This is a genomic window from Salinigranum marinum (assembly GCF_024228675.1).
In the GTDB taxonomy this organism is placed as follows: Archaea; Halobacteriota; Halobacteria; order Halobacteriales; family Haloferacaceae; genus Salinigranum; species Salinigranum marinum.
Genome location: NZ_CP100461.1, coordinates 1,841,095 through 1,858,979 on the forward strand (window position 1 = coordinate 1,841,095; position 17,885 = coordinate 1,858,979).

The 17,885-nt window shown below is 70.0% G+C and carries 21 protein-coding genes; 9 read left to right on the forward strand and 12 right to left on the reverse strand.

Going from position 1 to position 17,885, the window contains the following annotated elements:
• Positions 1-29: 29 nt before the first annotated feature.
• The 6 genes from NKJ07_RS09020 to NKJ07_RS09045 all read right to left on the reverse strand — a co-directional run bounded on the left by NKJ07_RS09020 (position 30) and on the right by NKJ07_RS09045 (position 7,702).
• Positions 30-689 (reverse strand): DUF7351 domain-containing protein, encoded by a 660-nt coding sequence (locus tag NKJ07_RS09020; RefSeq protein ID WP_318570253.1) that lies wholly within the window; start codon positions 687-689, stop codon positions 30-32.
• A complete protein-coding gene (locus NKJ07_RS09025) occupies positions 686-1,336 on the reverse strand; it encodes an isochorismatase family protein (RefSeq protein ID WP_318570254.1) in 651 nt (216 codons plus the stop codon). Before NKJ07_RS09025 ends, NKJ07_RS09020 begins: the two co-directional genes overlap by 4 nt.
• Positions 1,337-1,373: 37 nt before the next feature.
• Entirely contained in the window at positions 1,374-3,260 is a 1,887-nt protein-coding gene (locus NKJ07_RS09030; protein ID WP_318570255.1) for a hydantoinase B/oxoprolinase family protein, read from the reverse strand.
• Positions 3,257-5,320 (reverse strand): hydantoinase/oxoprolinase family protein, encoded by a 2,064-nt coding sequence (locus tag NKJ07_RS09035; protein ID WP_318570256.1) that lies wholly within the window; start codon positions 5,318-5,320, stop codon positions 3,257-3,259. Before NKJ07_RS09035 ends, NKJ07_RS09030 begins: the two co-directional genes overlap by 4 nt.
• A gap of 87 nt (positions 5,321-5,407) precedes the next feature.
• Positions 5,408-6,490 carry a LeuA family protein gene (locus NKJ07_RS09040; protein ID WP_318570257.1) on the reverse strand — a complete coding sequence of 361 codons (1,083 nt, stop codon included), beginning with the start codon at positions 6,488-6,490 and terminating at the stop codon, positions 5,408-5,410.
• Complete coding sequence (locus NKJ07_RS09045; protein WP_318570258.1) at positions 6,491-7,702, reverse strand: CaiB/BaiF CoA transferase family protein; 1,212 nt, start codon at positions 7,700-7,702, stop codon at positions 6,491-6,493.
• Positions 7,703-7,899: 197 nt separating this feature from the next.
• Between NKJ07_RS09045 and NKJ07_RS09050 the strand changes: the two genes are divergently transcribed.
• From NKJ07_RS09050 to NKJ07_RS09060, 3 genes are read left to right on the forward strand one after another with little or no spacing between them, the layout of a single operon-like run.
• Positions 7,900-8,103, forward strand: coding sequence for a hypothetical protein (locus NKJ07_RS09050; RefSeq protein ID WP_318570259.1), 204 nt, complete (start codon positions 7,900-7,902; stop codon positions 8,101-8,103).
• A 45-nt stretch (positions 8,104-8,148) separates the two neighbouring features.
• On the forward strand, positions 8,149-8,832 hold the full coding sequence (locus NKJ07_RS09055; RefSeq protein WP_318570260.1) for a PHP domain-containing protein: 684 nt from the start codon (positions 8,149-8,151) through the stop codon (positions 8,830-8,832).
• Positions 8,833-8,837: 5 nt separating this feature from the next.
• Positions 8,838-9,992: an asparagine synthase C-terminal domain-containing protein gene (locus tag NKJ07_RS09060; protein WP_318570261.1), complete on the forward strand. Its 1,155-nt coding sequence runs from the start codon at positions 8,838-8,840 to the stop codon at positions 9,990-9,992.
• A 20-nt stretch (positions 9,993-10,012) separates the two neighbouring features.
• Here the strand turns inward: NKJ07_RS09060 and nikR are convergent, their stop codons facing one another.
• Entirely contained in the window at positions 10,013-10,513 is a 501-nt protein-coding gene (nikR, locus tag NKJ07_RS09065; RefSeq protein WP_318570262.1) for a nickel-responsive transcriptional regulator NikR, read from the reverse strand.
• A 209-nt stretch (positions 10,514-10,722) separates the two neighbouring features.
• On the opposite strand from nikR, the gene NKJ07_RS09070 reads away from it, so the two are divergent.
• Genes NKJ07_RS09070 through NKJ07_RS09085 form a run of 4 tightly spaced genes read left to right on the forward strand, consistent with a single transcriptional unit; the run spans position 10,723 to position 13,307 of the window.
• Positions 10,723-11,379, forward strand: a complete 657-nt coding sequence (locus tag NKJ07_RS09070) for an energy-coupling factor ABC transporter permease (protein WP_318570263.1) — start codon at positions 10,723-10,725, stop codon at positions 11,377-11,379.
• On the forward strand, positions 11,376-11,690 hold the full coding sequence (locus NKJ07_RS09075) for a PDGLE domain-containing protein (protein WP_318570264.1): 315 nt from the start codon (positions 11,376-11,378) through the stop codon (positions 11,688-11,690). The genes NKJ07_RS09070 and NKJ07_RS09075 overlap by 4 nt, the downstream gene beginning before the upstream one ends.
• Before the next feature lie 4 nt (positions 11,691-11,694).
• Positions 11,695-12,492: a cobalt ECF transporter T component CbiQ gene (gene cbiQ, locus NKJ07_RS09080; RefSeq protein WP_318570265.1), complete on the forward strand. Its 798-nt coding sequence runs from the start codon at positions 11,695-11,697 to the stop codon at positions 12,490-12,492.
• Entirely contained in the window at positions 12,489-13,307 is an 819-nt protein-coding gene (locus NKJ07_RS09085) for an energy-coupling factor ABC transporter ATP-binding protein (protein WP_318570266.1), read from the forward strand. The genes cbiQ and NKJ07_RS09085 overlap by 4 nt, the downstream gene beginning before the upstream one ends.
• 33 nt (positions 13,308-13,340) lie before the next feature.
• On the opposite strand, the gene NKJ07_RS09090 is transcribed toward NKJ07_RS09085, so the two are convergent.
• The 3 genes from NKJ07_RS09090 to NKJ07_RS09100 all read right to left on the reverse strand — a co-directional run bounded on the left by NKJ07_RS09090 (position 13,341) and on the right by NKJ07_RS09100 (position 15,194).
• Complete coding sequence (locus NKJ07_RS09090) at positions 13,341-13,808, reverse strand: NUDIX hydrolase (RefSeq protein WP_318570267.1); 468 nt, start codon at positions 13,806-13,808, stop codon at positions 13,341-13,343.
• 63 nt (positions 13,809-13,871) lie between these two features.
• On the reverse strand, positions 13,872-14,018 hold the full coding sequence (locus NKJ07_RS09095) for a hypothetical protein (protein WP_318570268.1): 147 nt from the start codon (positions 14,016-14,018) through the stop codon (positions 13,872-13,874).
• Between the two features lie 186 nt (positions 14,019-14,204).
• Positions 14,205-15,194, reverse strand: coding sequence for a transcription initiation factor IIB (locus tag NKJ07_RS09100; protein ID WP_318570269.1), 990 nt, complete (start codon positions 15,192-15,194; stop codon positions 14,205-14,207).
• A gap of 275 nt (positions 15,195-15,469) precedes the next feature.
• On the opposite strand from NKJ07_RS09100, the gene gatC reads away from it, so the two are divergent.
• The gene (gene gatC / locus NKJ07_RS09105; protein ID WP_318570270.1) at positions 15,470-15,748 is read left to right on the forward strand and encodes an Asp-tRNA(Asn)/Glu-tRNA(Gln) amidotransferase subunit GatC; all 279 of its coding nucleotides are present in this window, start codon (positions 15,470-15,472) and stop codon (positions 15,746-15,748) included.
• A 1-nt stretch (position 15,749) separates the two neighbouring features.
• The gene (gene gatA, locus NKJ07_RS09110; protein WP_318570271.1) at positions 15,750-17,021 is read left to right on the forward strand and encodes an Asp-tRNA(Asn)/Glu-tRNA(Gln) amidotransferase subunit GatA; all 1,272 of its coding nucleotides are present in this window, start codon (positions 15,750-15,752) and stop codon (positions 17,019-17,021) included.
• A 21-nt stretch (positions 17,022-17,042) separates the two neighbouring features.
• On the opposite strand, the gene NKJ07_RS09115 is transcribed toward gatA, so the two are convergent.
• Positions 17,043-17,507 (reverse strand): pyridoxamine 5'-phosphate oxidase family protein, encoded by a 465-nt coding sequence (locus NKJ07_RS09115; RefSeq protein WP_318570272.1) that lies wholly within the window; start codon positions 17,505-17,507, stop codon positions 17,043-17,045.
• Between the two features lie 165 nt (positions 17,508-17,672).
• Positions 17,673-17,849, reverse strand: a complete 177-nt coding sequence (locus NKJ07_RS09120) for a hypothetical protein (protein ID WP_318570273.1) — start codon at positions 17,847-17,849, stop codon at positions 17,673-17,675.
• Between the last annotated feature and the right edge of the window lie 36 nt (positions 17,850-17,885).

Genomic DNA, 17,885 nt, shown 5'->3' on the forward strand with positions numbered 1-17,885 from the left:
TCGGCGACGCCAGGGGCATCAGTCGGCCGTCACTCGGCCGACTCGACCGTCACCGAGCGGACCGTGAGCCGGTCGTCGACGACGACCCGACAGCGGTCGCCCGCACGGCGTGCGTCGACCCGGACCCGGAGTGGATCGCGTGACGTGACGGCCGCGCGGTCGGGTGCGACGGCGAACGGGACGGTCCACGGGCGGCGGTCGCGGAGATCGGCCCCGCGGTCGTGCCAGAACGAGACGACCGCCGGATGTGAGAGGAGCGTCGCGCCGACCGAGGGGAAGTAGACGCCGCCGCAGTCGCGACAGAGGAAGGTCGCGACCGGCTGGCCGCGCGTCCCGTCGTCGACCGGGGAGACGGCGGCGTCGGCGCGCCCCGAACACCACGGACAGACGCCGGCGACGAGGCTCCGAACGTGGGCCCGAAAGCGGATCGATCCCGCCGTCAGCAACGCCTCCCGCGAGCGGCCGGCGACGCCGTGTTGCGGCACGTGGATCATCATCGTGCGCAGGGCACAGGCCACGCAGTCGACGTAGAGGACCTGATCGGCCGTGTACCGCGCCTCGACGCGACCGCCGCAGCGGGGACAGCGCTCGTCGCCGTCGAGGAGACACCGAACACCTGGCTCGGGACGTGGACCTACCGGCCCGAGTTCGGCGAGCGGATCGACGCGGTCATCGCCGACGACTTTCACTCCCGGTCGAGTTCCGCGAGCACGGCGTCGAGCGGCCGAACGTCGCCGTACTTCGCGTCGATGTCGAAGAGGTTCGCCCGGTGAGGGCCCTCGGCGCGGTCGCCGACCGCGTCCTCGGGGACGACGACGCGGTAGCCGTGCTGCATGCCGTCGACCGCGGTCGCGCGGATACAGCCGCTCGTCGTCACGCCCGCGAGCACGAGCGTGTCCACCCCATCGGTGACCAGTTCCGTCGAGAGGTCGGTCCCGAAGAAGGCGCTCGCGTACTTCTTCAGCAACACCCGTTCGTCGCCGACGGGCGCGACGCGGTCGTCGACGTCGACCGCCGCGGTTCCCAGTCGGAGTTCGCGCAGCGCCGGTACTTTCTCGATGAACACGCCCGCGTCGCCGTACGACTCCTCGTAGGCGACGGTGGTGAAGTACCGCGGGAGGTCGTGTTCGCGGAACGCGTCGAGGAGGTCGGCGGTGGCGTCCAGCACGGCGGAGACGTCCGAGCCGAGGTCGGTCTCCGGGTCGGTGAAGGCGTTGATGAGGTCGATGACCACGAGCGCGGGGCGGTCGCCGAAGCCGACGTCGCTGCCGAACTCGTGGTCGGCGTAGTAGCGGGCGACTGCGTCGCCGTGGGCGGTGGCCGTGTCGTCTGTCATGGGTTGAGATGAACGTAGGTCGCTGGCTACTGATGGATCAGCTGGTGTACCGCGCGTCGAACTCCCGGCGCTCTTCTTCGATCTGGGCGGCGAGTTCGGCCTCGCTCGGGAGCGGCCCGAAGTCGAACTCCGGGAGTTCGCCGCGCTCGGCGCGGCGCTCCTCGCGCAGGGCCGCGGTGGCGTCAGCGTCGAGGTCGCCCTCGTCGAGGACGACGCCGTAGTCGTCGCGGGCGCTCTCGGCGGAGATCAGTCCCCGGCGCACCTCGGTGGCGACCGTCTGGGGGTCGCGTTCGAGCGGGTCGCCGAGCCCGCCGCCGCCGGCCGTCTCGAAGACGAGTTTGTCGCCCGGCGAGACGGGGACGTTCTCGACCTTCGAGGGAAGCGCCTCGCGCGTGCCGTCCGTCCGCACCAGCTCCTTCCGTGAGGGTTGGGCGTGCGCGCCGCCGTCGACACCGTAGGGGTAAGTGAGTGCGCGGTCGTCCTGGAAGGTGATCGCCCCCTCGGCCTCGAACGTGTACACCTTCCGGACGCCGTGGCCGCCGCGGAACCGGCCCGCGCCGCCGGTGTCCGTTCGCGTTGAGTACTCGTCGATCGTGAGCGGGTAGTACGCCTCCAGGTACTCCGTCGGGACGGTCTTGAACAGCGGCCACCACGAGTGGCCGTCGAGCCCGTCGCCGCCGGGCCGGGCGGGGATGCCGCCGTAGAGGATTTCGAGGAGTTGGAAGTCGTTCCCGTCGGCGTCGGTGCCCGCGTACACCAGGTTGGGGCTCGTCCCGTAGGAACCCGCGACGGAGAACTGTTCGCCCAGGGCTTTCGAGAACACCTCCTGCAAGAGGTCGAACTGGCGGGCCATCAGCGTCAGTCGGTTCCCCAGGGCGGCGGGGAACTCCGGTTTCAGGACCGTTCCGGAGGGGATAGTGACGTGGATCCGGTCGTAGAAGCCGTCGTTGAACGTCAGCTGCGGATCGAACGCCATGATGAGGAACACCCCCGTGAACATCTTGAACATGTTCTCGTTCAGGAGGAAGTTCACCGTGCCTGGCACCTGCTCGTCCGTCCCGGTCCAGTCGACGTGGATGTCGTCGCCCTCGCGGCGCATCTCCATGTGGAGCTTGATCGGGCCGTTGCCCTGGCCGTCGTCGTCGGCGTAGTCCTCGAAGACGAACGTCTCGCCCTCGGGCAGGAGGTCGCGGATGAGCTGGGTGACGCCGTCGCGGGTGCGGTCGAGGATGGCGTCACACGCGAGGAGATACGTCTCCTTGCCGAACCGCTCACAGAGCTCTTTGATGCGCGTCTCCGCGGCCTTCGTCCCGGCGGCGAGCGCCTTGATGTCCGCCTCTGCGTGGTCGGGGAGTCTAGTGTTGTGTTTGAACGTCTCCAGCAGTTCGGCGTCGAACTCGCCACGCTTGTACAGCTTGGTGGGTGGGAGGCGGATGCCCTCCTCGAAGACGGTGTTGGCGTTGATCGGGATCGACCCCGGCGTCTTCCCGCCGACGTCCATCAGGTTGCCCCACTGGCTCGAGAAGCCGACGAGGTCGCCCTCGAAGAAGACGGGGCGGAGGAGCATCATGTCCGGCAGGTGTGAGACCGCCCCCTCGCACATGTACGGGTCGTTCGTGGCGATCACGTCCCCCTCCTCCAGCTCGTCCCACCCGAACGGGGAGTTGGCGATGATGTCGTCGATGGCGGAGCCGAACTGCCCCATGACCATCCGCCCCTTGCGGTCGGCGATCATCGGGAACTGGTCGGACTGCTCGCGGATGACCGGCGAGATGGCCGTCGTCTCGACGACGCGATCCATCTCGTAGCGGGTGTTCGCGAGCGTGGACTCGACGATGTCGAGCGTCGTCTGATCGATTCGCTCGTGGGCACCCACGAAGTCCGGTTCGGCTTCGGTTTCGGTCTCGGTCTCGGGTTCACTCATTGGGTGTCACCTCGGGTGATCTCGATGCAGCCGAACCGATCGATCTCGGCCACGTGGTCCGGCTGGACGACCACGGTGGCGTCGTCCTCGATGACGACCGCCGGGCCCGCGAGACGGTTGCCCGGCCGCAGTTCCTCGCGGTCGTAAACGGGCGTCTCGTGGAACCCGTCGCCGAAGTAGACCGACTCGGTGGCCAGGTGCGCCGCCGAGGGGTCTTCGCCCCCGAGTTCTTCGGCGGCGAGTTCGACCCCCTGGACCGTCCCCTTCCCGATGACGCGGAGGTTCGCGATCTCGAGGGGCGCGTCGAGCGAGAAGCCGAACTGCCGGTCGTGTCTGTCCTCGAAGTCGCCCTTGATCTCCGCGAGCCCCCTCTCGCCCGTCAGCGCGTCGCGTTCGACGGGGATGGACATCTGGATGTCCTGGCGGTAGTAGCGGCAGTCGGCGTAGTAGTCGAACGTGTGATCCGCGGGGTCGACCCCCTCGTCGCGGAGCCACGCCGCGGCCTCCTCGCGGAGTCCGTCGTACGCGGCGGCGACGTCGCCGCCGGAGACGTCGGTCTCGGTCTCGAGGAACGTCTCGGTGAACTCGTTCTGGACGTCGCTCGTGAGGAAGCCGAACGCCGACATCACGCCCGGACCCGGCGGGATGAGCAACGGATAGGAGCCGATGAGATCCGCGAGCGCGTTGGCGTGCATCGGTCCGGCACCGCCGAAGGCGACGAGACCGAACTCGCGGGGGTCGTAGCCGCGTTCGACGCTCACCACCCGGAGCGCGCTGTACATGTTCTCGTTGACGAGGTCGACGACGGCCTGGGCGGCCGCCTCGACGCTTGACCCACGGTCGGCGGCGACGCGTTCCATCGCGGACCGGGCGGCGTCGCGGTCGAGTTCGAGATCACCGCCGAGCTTCACCGCCTCGGGAATGCGCCCGAGGACGACGTTCGCGTCCGTCACGGTCGGCTGGTCGCCGCCTCTGCCGTACGACGCGGGCCCTGGGTCGGCCCCCGCCGAGTTGGGACCGACGACGAGCGAGCCGTTGATCTGGACGCGGGCGATCGAGCCCCCACCCGCCCCGACCGTGTTGATGTCGACCGACCGTGCCTTGAACTCGCGGTAGCCCACCTTCGTCTCTCGCGACGTCGATGGCGAGCCGCCTTCGACCAGCGACACGTCGGTCGAGGTGCCACCCATGTCTAAGGTGAGGACGTCCGGGATGCCTTTCTTCTCCGCCAGGGTCGCCGCGCCCACCACGCCGCCCGAGGGCCCCGACAGCGCGAGTTCGACGGGTCGCCGTTTCGCCGAGGCCGACGACATCAGCCCCCCGTCCGAGCGGACGAGGTTCATGCTCCCGTGAAAGCCCTCGGCGGCGAGTCGATCGTCCAGCGTGTCGAGATAGCGAATGACCGTCGGGCGGGCGTAGTCGTTGATCACCGTCGTCAGCGTGCGCTCGTACTCGCCGTACTCGGGGACGATCTCCGAAGAGATCGAGACGGGGAGGTCGGGGTATGCGTCGGCGACGACCTCCCGGACCCGTCGTTCGAGAGCAGGGTTCAGATACGAGTTCAACAGCGCCACGGTGAGCGCCTCGACGCCGTTGTCGACGAGTTCGTCCACCGCGGCTTCGACCTCGGCCTCGTCGATTCCTTCCGTGCGTTCGCCCGAGGGGGAGGCGACCCGGCCCGAGATCCCGCGGGTGTCGACCAGATCCGCCAGCGGCGCGGGTTTCTCCATCGCCATCCAGCCGTACAGCGGGCCGGGCGTCCACGCCCGGGCGAGGTGCAGGACGTGTTCATGCCCGTTCGTCACGAGCAGCCCCACGTCCGCACCCGTCTCCTCCAACAGCATGTTCGTCACGACGGTCGTCCCGTGGAAGACGAGATCGAGATCCCCGACGGCGGTGTCCGCCTTCTCCGTCGCCCGCGTCACACCTGTTACGACCCCCTCAGACTGGTTCTCCGGCGTGGAGAGCACCTTCGAGATCGTGAGTTCGCCGGATTCCTCGTCGAAGACGATGACGTCGGTGAACGTTCCCCCGACGTCAACACCGAGATTATGTGTCACCTGTAAACACTCCACGCGTTACTGGAGGGGCGGGGGGCCTAACTGTTGCCCTCCCCCTGTTGGCCGGGCACGCGCCGAACGGGCGGCTCAGACCTCGTCCGCGAGCGACACCGCGTCGTCGAGTTCCATCGGCCCCTCGTCGGCGAGTCGGGCGACGAGTCGCTCGACGCGCTCGTCCGTAACCTCCGCCCCCGCCCGGTCGAGGAGTCGGCGGGCACCGCCGCGGCCGGTCTCGGGACCGAACACGAGGGTTCGGGACCCGCCGAAGCGCGTCGGATCGTACGGCTCCATCGAACTCGGCGCTTCGAGCATGGCGGCGACGTGGATGCCCGACTCGTGTTCGTGGACTTCCTCGCCCAGCACCGCCTTCCGCGGGTCGACCGACTCGCCGAGCGTCGAGAGCACGTCCCGGCAGGCCGGAACCAGTTCCTCGACCGCGAGTCCGAACCCCTCGTCGTAGTCGAGCACGCCCGCGACGACGAGTTCCTCCAGCGCCGTGTTGCCCGCGCGTTCGCCCAGTGAGGCGACCGACACGTCCGCCTTCCCCACCCCGAGTTCGTAAGCGACGAGCGCGTTCGCGGTCGCACAGCCGAGGTCGTCGTGGAGGTGGACGCCGGTACGACCGAGGTCGACCGACTCGCCGACCGATTCGAGGAACGCCCGGACCGACCGCGGCGTGGCGTTGCCGACCGTGTCGGCGAAGCTCACGAACGCGCAGTCGTCGAACGCCGCGACCGCGTCGACGACGACCTCCGGTGGGGTGCGGAACGCGTCGACGAGCGTCAGAAACGGCGTCGCGCCGCCCTCGCGGACCCGATCGACGGCCGCGCGCATCGCCTCCAGCATCTCCGCGCGTGACTTCCCGACGGTGTGCGCCAAGTGGAGCTCAGAGAGCGGGCCGAACACCTCGACGACGTCCGCGCCCGCGTCGAGCGAGGCGTCGACGTCCCTCGGGACGGCCCGGGCGATCGAGACGATGTCCGCGTCGCAGACGCTCGCCGCCCGGTCGATGGCGGCGGCGTCGGGGTCGCCCGTGACGGCGAAGCCGGCCTGCACGTAGTCGAGGCCGAGGCGATCGAGCGCGCTCGCGGCCGTGACCCGGTCGTCCACGCCGTACGATCGCCCCGGCATCTGCCCGCCCTCGCGGACGGTGACGTCCTGCAGGCGCATTCAGATGATCTCCCCGGCTTCGAGTTCGGCGATCTCCTCCGCGTCGAGGCCGAGTTCGGTGTACACCTCGACGTTGTGTTCGCCGTGGGGCGGGCCCGCGTGGGTCACCTCGCCGGGCGTCCGCGAGAACTTCGGAACCACCCCGTGGGTCCGGAACGGCCCGACCTCGTCGTCGTCGACGCTGACGACGTTGTCGCGGGCGGCGTACTGCTCGTCCGCGAAAACGTCGCGCATGTCGTAGACGGGCCCGAGGATGCCGCCCTCGGCCTCGATCGTCTCGATCACCTCCTCGGTGGGGTGTTCGCGCGTCCACGCCTCGATCTCGGCGTCGAGCGCGTCGGCGTTCTCGACCCGTTTCTCGTTGGTGGCGAACTCGTCGCGCTCGAGCAGGTCCTCGCGATCGATCGCCCGCGCCACGCGCTCCCAGATGCGCTGGTTCGACGCCGACAGCGTGATGTAGCCGTCGGCGGTCTCGTAGACGTTCCGCGGCGCGGCGTTGGGATGCTGGTTCCCGCGGCGCTCGCGCACCGACCCGTCCTGGTCGAACGCCTCGACGTCGCCGACGAACAGCCGGAAGAGCGGTTCGTACAGCGACACATCGATCACCTGGCCCTCGCCGCTGCCGCCGCGGCCGACGTCGCGCTCGAAGATCGCCATGAGCGTCGCCTGAACGGCGAACTGCGCAGCCGTGAGGTCCGCGAGCGAGATCGGCGGCAGGAGGGGTTCGCGGTCGGCGAAGCCGTTGGCGTGCGCCCACCCCGAGATCCCCTCGGCGACGGTCCCGAAGCCGGGCTTTTCCGAGCGCGGCCCGGTCTGGCCGTAGCCCGAGATGCGGAGCATGATCACCGACTCGTTCACGGCTTTGAGGTCCTCGTAGCCCAGCCCCCACCGCTCCATCGTGCCGGGGCGGAAGTTCTCGAAGACGACGTCGGCGTCCGCGACGAGATCGAGCGCGAGATCTCGCCCCTCGTCGGTCGAGAGGTTCAGCGTCACACAGCGTTTGTTCCGGGCGATCGCCTTCCACCACAGCGAGACGCCCGCCTCGAACGGCGGCCACTCGCGGAGGGGATCGGGGTGCTCGGGGTGTTCGGCGAAGACGACGTCCGCGCCGAAGTCGGCGAGCATGAGCGTCGCAAAGCCGCCACTGATCATGCCGGAGAAGTCGACGACTCGGAGGCCGTCGAGCGGCCCAGGGCGTGAGAGCGCGGTCATCGATCCTCCGGCGTCGAGAGGCAACTGACGGGCATTGGGCCACGTACGACGATCCGGCTAAAACGGTTTGCCCCTCCGAGCGTAGGTCGTTTATCAGTGTGCCACGCGCCGTCGGCGGCGACGGTGGACGCTCGAGTTGGACTCCCGACGGCGAATTTCGACACGCATTTATCGAGCGCCCGAATCACCCACGAGTAATGGAAGAGTCACGCATCTGGGGTACGCTCGGGATCCTGCTCGCCCTCGCGGGCTTGGTCGTGATCGCGCTGGACCACGAGTTCCTCACGGCGCTCGGCGAGGGACACGTCGGTGAACCGATCGTCGTCTACGTCGTCGGCGTCGCCGCGGTCACCGTCGTGACGCTCCTCGTCATCGGGCCGAGCATGGTCGCCGGCGAGTGAGGCGGGACCGAGGCGCTTTTCTACTGACCCGCGCAAAATACGGCCGTGTTATCGGTCGAGTTGCACGCACACTCGGCGCTCTCGTACGACGGGCGTGACCCCGTCGAGGACCTCCTCGAACGGGCACGGTCGGCCGACCTCGACGCGCTCGCGGTCACCGACCACGACGAGATCGACGCCAGCCTCGAAGCCGCGTCGATCGCCGCCGACTACGACCTCGTCGGCATCCCCGGTATGGAGATCTCCTCGGCCGCGGGCCACGTCCTCGCGCTCGGCGTCGAGGAACTCGTTCCCGCGGGCCTCCCGTTCGACGAGACGCTCGACCGGATCCGCGAGGGCGGCGGCGTCGCGATCGTTCCCCATCCGTTCCACAGCTCTCGCCACGGCGTCGCTCGACACGTCTCACCCGCGCAACTGGCCAGCGCCGACGCCATCGAGGTGTACAACTCGCGGCTGTTGACCGGCCTCGCCAACCGCAAAGCCGAGAAGTTCGCCGCCCGACACGACCTCCCGACGACCGCCGGGAGCGACGCGCACATCGCCGAGATGGTCGGACGCGCCGTCACCGCGGTCGGCACCGACGATCGCACGCCGGAAGCGATCCTCGACGCCGTCTGCGAGGGGCGGACGAGTGTCGTCGGCCGGCGAACGCCGTGGCGCGTCTCGGTCCGACAGGCGCTGTCGGGCGTCCCGCGCCGGGTGAAACACACCGTCCTCGACGCCTTGTGACGCCGATGGCCCGTGACGTTCTCCGCGGTGCCGCGCCGGCCGTCGTCCGGGCGGCGCTCGCGGACCGCGATCCCTTCCCCGGCACCGGCGGGTTCGCCGGCGCGCTCGACACCGGGGCGGCCGTTTCGGCCGACGACGGAGGGACCGGCGAGGGCGCGGCCGGGGGGCGCGGCGGGCGCGTCGTCCGCGACGTCCTCGGGCGACAGCCCGTCTTCGTCGACGGCCATCGCTGGAGCTTCGAACCCGGTCGACTCGACGAGCCACGACCCGTGGGAGCGGGCCGCGTCGTCGACCTCGATTCGGGCGACGATGCGCGGGTGTGGACGCTTCCCGACCACCCGCCGGAGTCCGACCGCGAGCGGGCGATCGAAGCGGTCCGGACGGCCGTGCTGGAGAGTGTCCGCGGCGTCAACGACGAGGGCCTCGCGGTCGCGTTCTCCGGTGGCGTCGACTCCGCGCTCGTCGCCAGCGGCGTCGACGCCCCCTGTTACGTCGCCGGCTTTCCCGACTCACACGACGTCGCCGCCGCCCGGGAGGCCGCCGCGGCGATGGACCGCGACCTCCGAGTCGTCGAACTCACCCACGACGACCTCCGCGACGCCGTGCCGCGGGTCGTCGCCGCGACGGGCCGGACGAACCCCATGGACGTGGGGATCGCGCTCCCGCTCGTCCTCGTCGCCGAGCGCGCCCGCGCGGACGGCTTCTCGCGGCTGGCCGTGGGCCAGGGCGCGGACGAACTGTTCGGCGGCTACGCCAAGGTCGTCTCCCCCGCCGAGGACCACCGCGTCGACGCCGACACCGTCAGGGGTGCCCGCCGGGAGACCGTCGAAACGTTACCCCGGCAGTTGGAACGGGACGTCCTCGCGCTCCGCGCGGCGGGCGTCGAACCCGTCGCACCCCTCTTGGACGACCGCGTGGTCCGGGCGGCGCTCCCGCTCCCCGGCGACCTGCTGGCGACCGACGAGGAGCGGAAGGTCGCGCTCAGGCGTGCCGCCGAGGGGGTCGTCCCCGCGTCGGTCGCCGCTTCGAAAAAGAAAGCCGTCCAGTACGGGAGCCTCGTCTCCCGCGAACTCGACCGGCTGGCGCGACAGGCGGGTTACAAACGCCGGCTGGACGACCACGTCGGCCAGTACGTGCGGTCGCTCGTCGACGAGACCTGACGGGTCGGTCGCGGACCGGTTCAGCGGTCGGGGCCGTCGTGATCGTGACCGTGACCGTCGTGGTGGTCGTAACCGTGGCCACCGCCGTGGACGGACCTGATCTCGTCGTCCGAGTCGCCGACGACCGCCAGTTGCACCTGCTGGATGCCACGGAGCGACTGGATGCGGCGCACGAGGTCGCGGATGTCGGCCGCCGGCCCGTCGACGACGAGCGTCTCCAGACACCGGTCCGCCGAGAGGTGGACGTGCTGGGTCGAGACGATCGTCTCGTGGAGTTCGTGCTGGAGAGCCAGGAGGGCGTCCGTCACGCCCGCGACATCGTGGTCGTACAGGATGACGACCGAGCCCTGATGGCGACCGTCGAGGTCGTCGCGCCACCGGTACGAGGAGACGAACCCGCGGAGGGCGTCCCGGATCGCCTCCGAACGGCTGTCGTAGTCGGCGTCTGCGACAACGTCGTCGACCTCCGCGAGCAGGGTGGTCGGGACGGTGAGACTCACACGGTCGAGGCGCTCGGCCATGCCTCCCGGTCCCGCCTCCGGCGCGATGAAGCTTTCTCTCCGCCGACCCACGGGCGTCGTCACGATCGAGCGTGTATGAGTGACCGAACAACCGGTTCTCGACCGGATAAAAGCGCTTTCGTTGTCAATTCTCGGAGAACAGAACCGATATTACGAACCGAGTAGAAAGTATTATCCGCGCCGGGCAAAACGTTCCGGTCGAACCCCACATGCACATTCCTGACGGCTTTCTCGACCCGTGGGTGCTCGCCGGCTGTTTCCTGCTGGCGGCGGCCGCGGTCGGGGTCTCCTCGTGGAAACTGCGCGGCGGCCTCGACGGGGCGCGCGTCCCGCTTCTCGGCGTCGTTGCCGCCGGCATCTTCGCCGCACAGATGCTCAACTGGCCGATCCCCGGCGGCACGAGCGCGCACTTCGTCGGCGGCGCGTTCGCCGCTATTCTCCTCGGTCCGTATCTCGGCTGTCTGGCGATGGCGTCGGTCGTCGTCGTCCAGGCGTTCGTCTTCGGTGACGGGGGCGTCCTCGCGCTCGGCGCGAACCTGCTGAACATGGCCGTCATCGACGTGTTTGTCGGCTACGTGTTGTTCCGCGCGCTCGTCGGCGTCGACGAGACCCTCGCCGCGTTCGTCGCCGGCTGGGGTGCGATCACCGTCTCGGCGGCCGCGGTCGGCCTTCAGGCGGGCCTCTCGTCGACGTTCGCGTACGACCTCGGGACGACCCTCACCGTCATGACCGCGGGACACGCCGTTCTCGGCCTCGTCGAGGGAGCGATCACCGTCCTCGTCGTGCGCTACCTCGTGCAGGTCCGACCAGACCTCGTGCTCGGGCTCGGCCGTGCCCGCGCGACCCCCGAGGAGGTGGCGGCGTGAGCGCCTCGGCCGTGACCCGCCCGTGGCTCCGCCGCTCGCTCGTCGCCGTCGGTGTGCTGGTGTTGCTCGCGCCGGTGTTCGCGCTGGCCGCCGGCGCGGTCGGCTACGCCGAACCGCTGGAGAACGTCGCCGAGGCGACCGGCGCGGTCGAACACGAGCGGACGCTCCTCGGAAGCCCCCTCCCCGACTACTCCGTCCCGGGCACCGGAACGGTCGTCGGCACGCTCGTCTCGGGGGTCGTCGGCACGGCGATCACCCTCGGCGTCGCGCTCGGCGTCGGCCGGCTACTCGACCGCAACCCCGACCCGTGAGGCGATGACGGCCCTCCTCCACGTCTCGACCGATCTCGTCGGTGTGGTCCGCGCGGCGCTCGAAACCGAGGAGACGGCGGCGGTCGACGGCTTCGTCCAGCGACTCCACCCCGCCGTCCGGCTCCTCGGCGTCGTCGCGCTCCTCGTCGCGGCCGCGCTCTCGGCGGATCTGGTCGTCCTCGTCGGCCTGCTGGCTCTCGCGGTCGCCCTCGCGGTCGCGTCGCGGGTGCCGCTCCGATCGTTCCTCGCGCGGACGCTCGCCGTCGCGGCGCTCTCGGGTGTCGTCGTCCTCCCCCAGCTCATCCTCTACCCGGGGCCGACGGCAGCGACACTCTGGGGCGTCGAGATCACCCACACGGGGCTCGCGTACGTCGCCGTCTTCGAGACCCGCGTGACCGCGAGCGTCGCCCTCGTGACGCTCCTCACGTTGACGACGCCGTTCGGGACGCTCGTGGCGACGCTCCGGCGGCTCGGCGCGCCGACGACGCCGACGACGCTCCTCGCGCTCACCTACCGCTACCTGTTCGTGAGCTTCGCCGAGCTCCACCGGGCGCTGCTTGCGCGGGAGAGCCGACGGCTCCGCCCGCGCGGGATCGCCGCCGAGTGGCGCGAACTCGGGGCGCTCTCGGGGAGCTTTCTCCTGCGGACGATCGAACGCGGCGAGCGCGTCGAGCGAGCGATGCGGGCCCGGGGGGGTGCGCGACCGGCGACGCCGTACCGTCGGCCGCGGCCGCTCGGCGTGCGCGACGGCCTGTTCACCCTGACGGCGCTCGGCACGCTCGCGCTGGTGGTGTTGTCGTGACCGCGCCGGTCCTCCGTGCGCGCGACCTCCGGTACGCGTACCCCGACGGGACCGTCGCGCTCGACGGCGTCGACCTCACCGTCGCGTCGGGCGAGCGCGTGGCGATCACTGGCCCGAACGGGTCGGGGAAGAGCACGCTCCTGCAGGCGCTCGGCGGCCTCGTCGAACCCGCGGATGGACGGGTCGAGTACTTCGGCGAGACGACGAACGCCGAGGCGGTCCGCGAGCGACTCGGCGTCCTTCTGCAAGAGCCCGACGACTACCTGTTCAACACGACGGTGAGAGCGGACGTCGAGTACGGCCCCGCCCAACTCGGCGTGCCGCGCGAGGAGGCCGACGACCGCGTGGCGGCTCTCGCCGACGCGCTCGATCTCGGCGACCTGCTCGACAAGCCACCGCACCGCCTGAGCGGCGGCGAAAAGAAGCGCGCCGCACTGGCGAGCGTCCTCGCGTTCGAACCGGACGTGCTCCTCCTCGACGAGCCCGTGAGCGCCGTCGACGCGCCACGGACGGCCGACGTGCTCGACCTGCTCGACCGGCGCTGTCGAGCGGGAGCGACCCTCGTGACCGTCACGCCCGACGTCGAACTGCTCCCCCGGGTGGCCGACCGGATCGTCGTCGTCGGCCCCACGGGAACCATCGTCGCCGACGGTCCCGTCTCGGACGTGTTGACCGACGCCGAGACGCTGGCGACCGCGGGGCTCGAACCGCCCACGGTCGTCCGCCTCTTCGAGACACTCGGCTGGGACGATCCGCCGGTCGACGTCGACGCGGCTGCCGAGCGACTCGCCGCTCGGGGTCTCGCGCGCCGCTGAGCGCGGGCGAGGCGGCGAGCCGGGTACGGGTCGTCAGTCGGCGGCCGCCGTCTCGATCGCCTCGGTTCCCAGCGCGCACACGTCCTCGTCCACGTCGGCCGCGCGGAGCTCCGCAGCCGTGTACCAGTCCCACGCCGCGGCCGGTTCCTCGCCGTCGTCCGGCGCGATCGCACGGGAGTCGACCGTCGCGAAGTAGACGTGGTCGATGTGCTGGTGGCCGACGTGGTCGTCGAAGCGGTTCACGTCGGCGAGCATCAGGTGCCGGGGCCGCGGGACCGCCCGCGACGTCTCCGAGGCGATCTCGCGGTGGTCGGTGAGAAGTGTCGGGTCGAGACCGGTCTCCTCGCGCGCCTCCCGGAGCGCGGTCTCGTGGGGGAGTTCGTCGCGGTCGACGTGGCCGCCGGGCGGCAGACGGATGCCGAGCCCCGGGTGTGCGTGGAGGGCGGTCGCCCCCTCGTTGACGACGTAGACGGTGGCGGTGAAGTGGCGTGTCGTCTCCATGGGCGGTGGTCCGGCGCGGCGGGCTTTTGCGTTCCGCTATGGCCGCGGTGCAGTCGGTGGGTCTCAGCCCCGCCGGATGCCGACCGCGACGAACAGCGCGAGCGCCGTCGTCACCATCCCGACGCCGATGGTGTCGTCGAGCGCCGCTCCTCGACGGTGGAGAGCAACGGCGACGCGAGCGTCCAGAGACCGACGAGGACGAGGTGCCACGCGGCGTACGCGGTCACGGGACCGGATTCGACGGGCGTGGTTCGGGAGTGTGCGACGCCGGGCAAAACCCTTCGGCTGGTCGGTCGACGGCGGTCCGTGCCGCGGCGCCCCGGCCGGAGCGGACGGTCCGGAGAGCAGCCGTCGTGCACGACGAACGCTGTCGACGAGAGCGCGAGAACGGACCGATCAGCCGAGCTGGACCTGCTCTTCGGCTTCGAGCAGTTCGTGGTAGCGGTTGCGGATCGTCACCTCAGAGATGTTCGCGACGTCGGAGACCTCCGACTGGGTGACCTTCTCATTCGTGAGGAGCGAGGCCGCGTACACCGCGGCGGCGGCGAGCCCCACCGGGGACTTGCCCGAGTGGACGCCCTGCTTCTTGGCGTTCTGGAGGAGTTGGCGGGCGCGGCGCTCGGACTCGTCGGAGAGGTCGAGGTCGCTGGCGAACCGCGGGACGTACTGCTCGGGGTCGGCGGGCTTGATCTCGAGTTTGAGCTCGCGGACGATGTAGCGGTACGTCCGGGCGATCTCGTCCTTCTCGACGCGAGAGACGGCGGCGGTCTCGTCGAGCGATCGGGGGGTGCCGGCCTGTCGGGCCGCAGCGTACAGCGAGGCGGTGGAGACGCCCTCGATCGAGCGGCCGGGGAGGAGATCCTCACCGAGCGCTCGGCGGTAGATCACCGACGCGGTCTCGCGGACGCTGTCCGGGAGTCCCAGCGCCGAGGCCATGCGGTCGATCTCGCCGAGCGCCTGCTTGAGGTTACGCTCTTTCGAGTCGCGCGTGCGGAAGCGCTCGTTCCAGGTGCGAAGTCGTTGCATCTTCTCGCGCTGCCTGGACGACAGGGAGTTGCCGTAGGCGTCCTTGTTCTGCCAGCCGATGTTCGTCGACAGCCCCTTGTCGTGCATCATGTTCGTCGTGGGCGCGCCGACACGGGACTTCTGGTCTTTCTCCTTCGAGTCGAACGCCCGCCACTCGGGGCCGTGGTCGATCTCGTCCTCTTCGACCACGAGGCCGCAGTGTTCGCAGACGGTCTCGCCGTGCTCCGTGTCGGTCGCGAGCGGGCCGTTGCACTCGGGGCAGTGGAGGGACTCCTCGGTGGACTCCGTCGATTCATCCTCGCTTTCGCGCGCGCGTGCGCGACTCCGGTTTCGGTCGTAGCTTCTCACGCTTTCGGTCATTGGTTGGGGGAGAAGTGACTGCAGGGCAGCCGTTATCGGAATAAGAGTAGCACGTCCACGTTATTAAAGATAGGGTATTCGTATCCGTGGATCGGTGCTGAAAAATACCACACGGTGCGGTTGAGACGGCCGGCAGACGACACGATTCGCCGTGCGCGTGAATTACGCTGGGTGAGCGGGGACGAATATATGAACGTTGCGCCGGCCGATCGCGGCCGCGAGCAGGTCGACGGGGCACCGAAACCCTTACTCCCGCGCTGTGGTTTCGATCAGGCATGAGCGATTCGCCCGTCGACAGCGAGGAGGTGCGTCACGTCGCCGATCTGGCGCGTGTCGACCTGGCCGACGCGGAAGTCGAGGAGTTCGCCGCCCAGTTCGCCGACATCCTGTCGTACTTCGACACGCTGGACGACGTTCCCGAGATCGAGGCCGACGAGGACCTCGTGAACGTGATGCGGCCCGACGAGGTCCGCGAGGGGCTCTCACAGGAGGAGGCGCTCCGCAACGCCGCGGAGACCGAGGCGGGCCAGTTCAAGGGGCCGCGGGTGTCGTGAGATGGGCGAACTGAACGCGTTCATCACCGAAGCCGAGGTGGCCGGCGCCGACGACGGCCCCCTCGCCGGCTCGACGGTCGCCGTCAAGGACAACATCTCGACCGAGGGCGTCCGGACCACCTGCGGGTCGGCGATGCTTTCCGACTACGTTCCGCCGTACGATGCGACGGTCGTGTCTCGACTGAAAGCGGCCGGCGCGACCATCGTCGGCAAGTCGAACATGGACGAGTTCGGCATGGGGACGACGACCGAGACGTCCGCGTTCGGCCCCACGCGCAACCCCGTCGACACCGACCGGGTCCCCGGCGGCTCCTCGGGCGGGTCGGCGGCGGCCGTCGCCGCCGGCGCGGTCGACCTCGCGCTCGGCTCCGACACCGGCGGGTCGATCCGGTGCCCCGCGGCGTTCTGCGGCGTCGTCGGCATCAAGCCGACGTACGGGCTGGTCTCCCGCTACGGGCTCGTCGCCTACGCCAACTCCCTCGAACAGATCGGGCCGATCGCCCCCACGGTGGAGGACGCCGCGGCGCTCCTCGACGTGCTCGCAGGCGCGGACGAACGCGACTCGACGACCGTCGACGAGGGCGACGACTCGGACTACGCCGCTGCCGCCGACGGCGACGTCGACGGGCTCACGCTTGGGATCCCCACCGAACTCGTCGAGGGGGCCGACGAGCGCGTCGTCGAGACGTTCTGGGAGTCGGTTTCGCGGCTCGAAGCACAGGGGGCGACGTACGAGGAGGTCTCGCTCGAATCCGTCGAGCACGCGCTGGCGGCGTACTACGTCATCGCCATGTCCGAGGCATCCTCGAACCTCGCGCGGTTCGACGGCGTCCGCTACGGGCTCTCGAGTGAAGCGGGCAACTGGAACGAGGCGTTCGCGGCGGTCCGCGACGAGGGGTTCGGAGCGGAGGTCAAACGCCGGATCCTCCTGGGGACGTACGCCCTCTCGGCCGGCTACCACGACAAGTACTACAAGAAGGCCCAGGACGCCCGCGCGTGGGTCCGCCAGGACTTCGAGACCGTCTTCGAGTCGGTCGACCTCGTCGCCTCGCCGACGATGCCGGTCCTCCCGCCCGAACTCGGCGAGAGCCTCGACGACCCGCTCCAACTGTACCTGATGGACGCCAACACCGTCCCGGTGAACCTGGCGAACCTCCCCGCGATCTCGGTGCCGGCGGGCGACGCCGACGGGCTCCCCGTCGGGTTACAGCTCGTGGCCCCGAAGTTCGACGAGGCGACGATGATCCGGGCGGCGAGCGCAGTCGAAGAGTGAGCGGCGGCGGTCGACTCGGCGTCAGTCGCGGCCGGGGCGGACCTCGACGCCGTGAACCGACGTCGGAGCGAGCCGCCACCCCCGGATTCCCTCGACATCCTCGGCGTCTTCGAACGCCGAGGAGAACCAGGGGTTCCGTTCGAGGAGGCCGACCAGCGTCTCCCAGTCGTCGCCGTGGGAGTCGATCGATGCGACCGGACCGGTCACGGCGACGGACTGCCAGTCGAAGCGGGCCCTGACGGTCGTCACGAGGAGCCGTGCGGTCTTCCCGTCCGCGATGAACGTCGACTTACGGCTCGCTCCCCCGGTCCTGAGGAAGGAGAAGTAGACGTCTTGCCCGTCGTACCCGAACGAGATCGGGATGCTGTACGGTTCGTCGTCGTCGGCCAGTGCGAGCACGCCCCACCCGTTCGACTCCAAGAGGGCGTCGACGTCCGCGTCGTCCATGGGCGTGCCCGTCCACTGTCCGTACGGATCTCGTGCCATGCGTAAACGTCACACACGCGACCGTTTCAACCCGGGTGTGCGCTCCCAGCCGCTGAGAACGACCCCGAACCGCGGAGCCCAGTGTCCGTCCTCGCGCGTGGGCGGACCGTCAGCGCCGTCGCTCCGGGTCGAACCCGACGGCAGGCGGTTCCGAAGGCGTCGCGCTCAGGCGGCCGCGGTGGCCACTGAGAGTGCGGCCGCTCGCACCAGATCGAGGGCACTCGTCGGCCGTCCCGCCTCCAGGAGCTCTCGCGCCCGGGCCGCGGTGTCGGCGTCGATCCAGCCCGCGTCGAACAGCGCGTCCACAAGGCCGTCTACCTCGGCGTGGATCCAGCGGTTCATACCTCAGATCGGTGCCGGGCACACCTCAACGGCGAC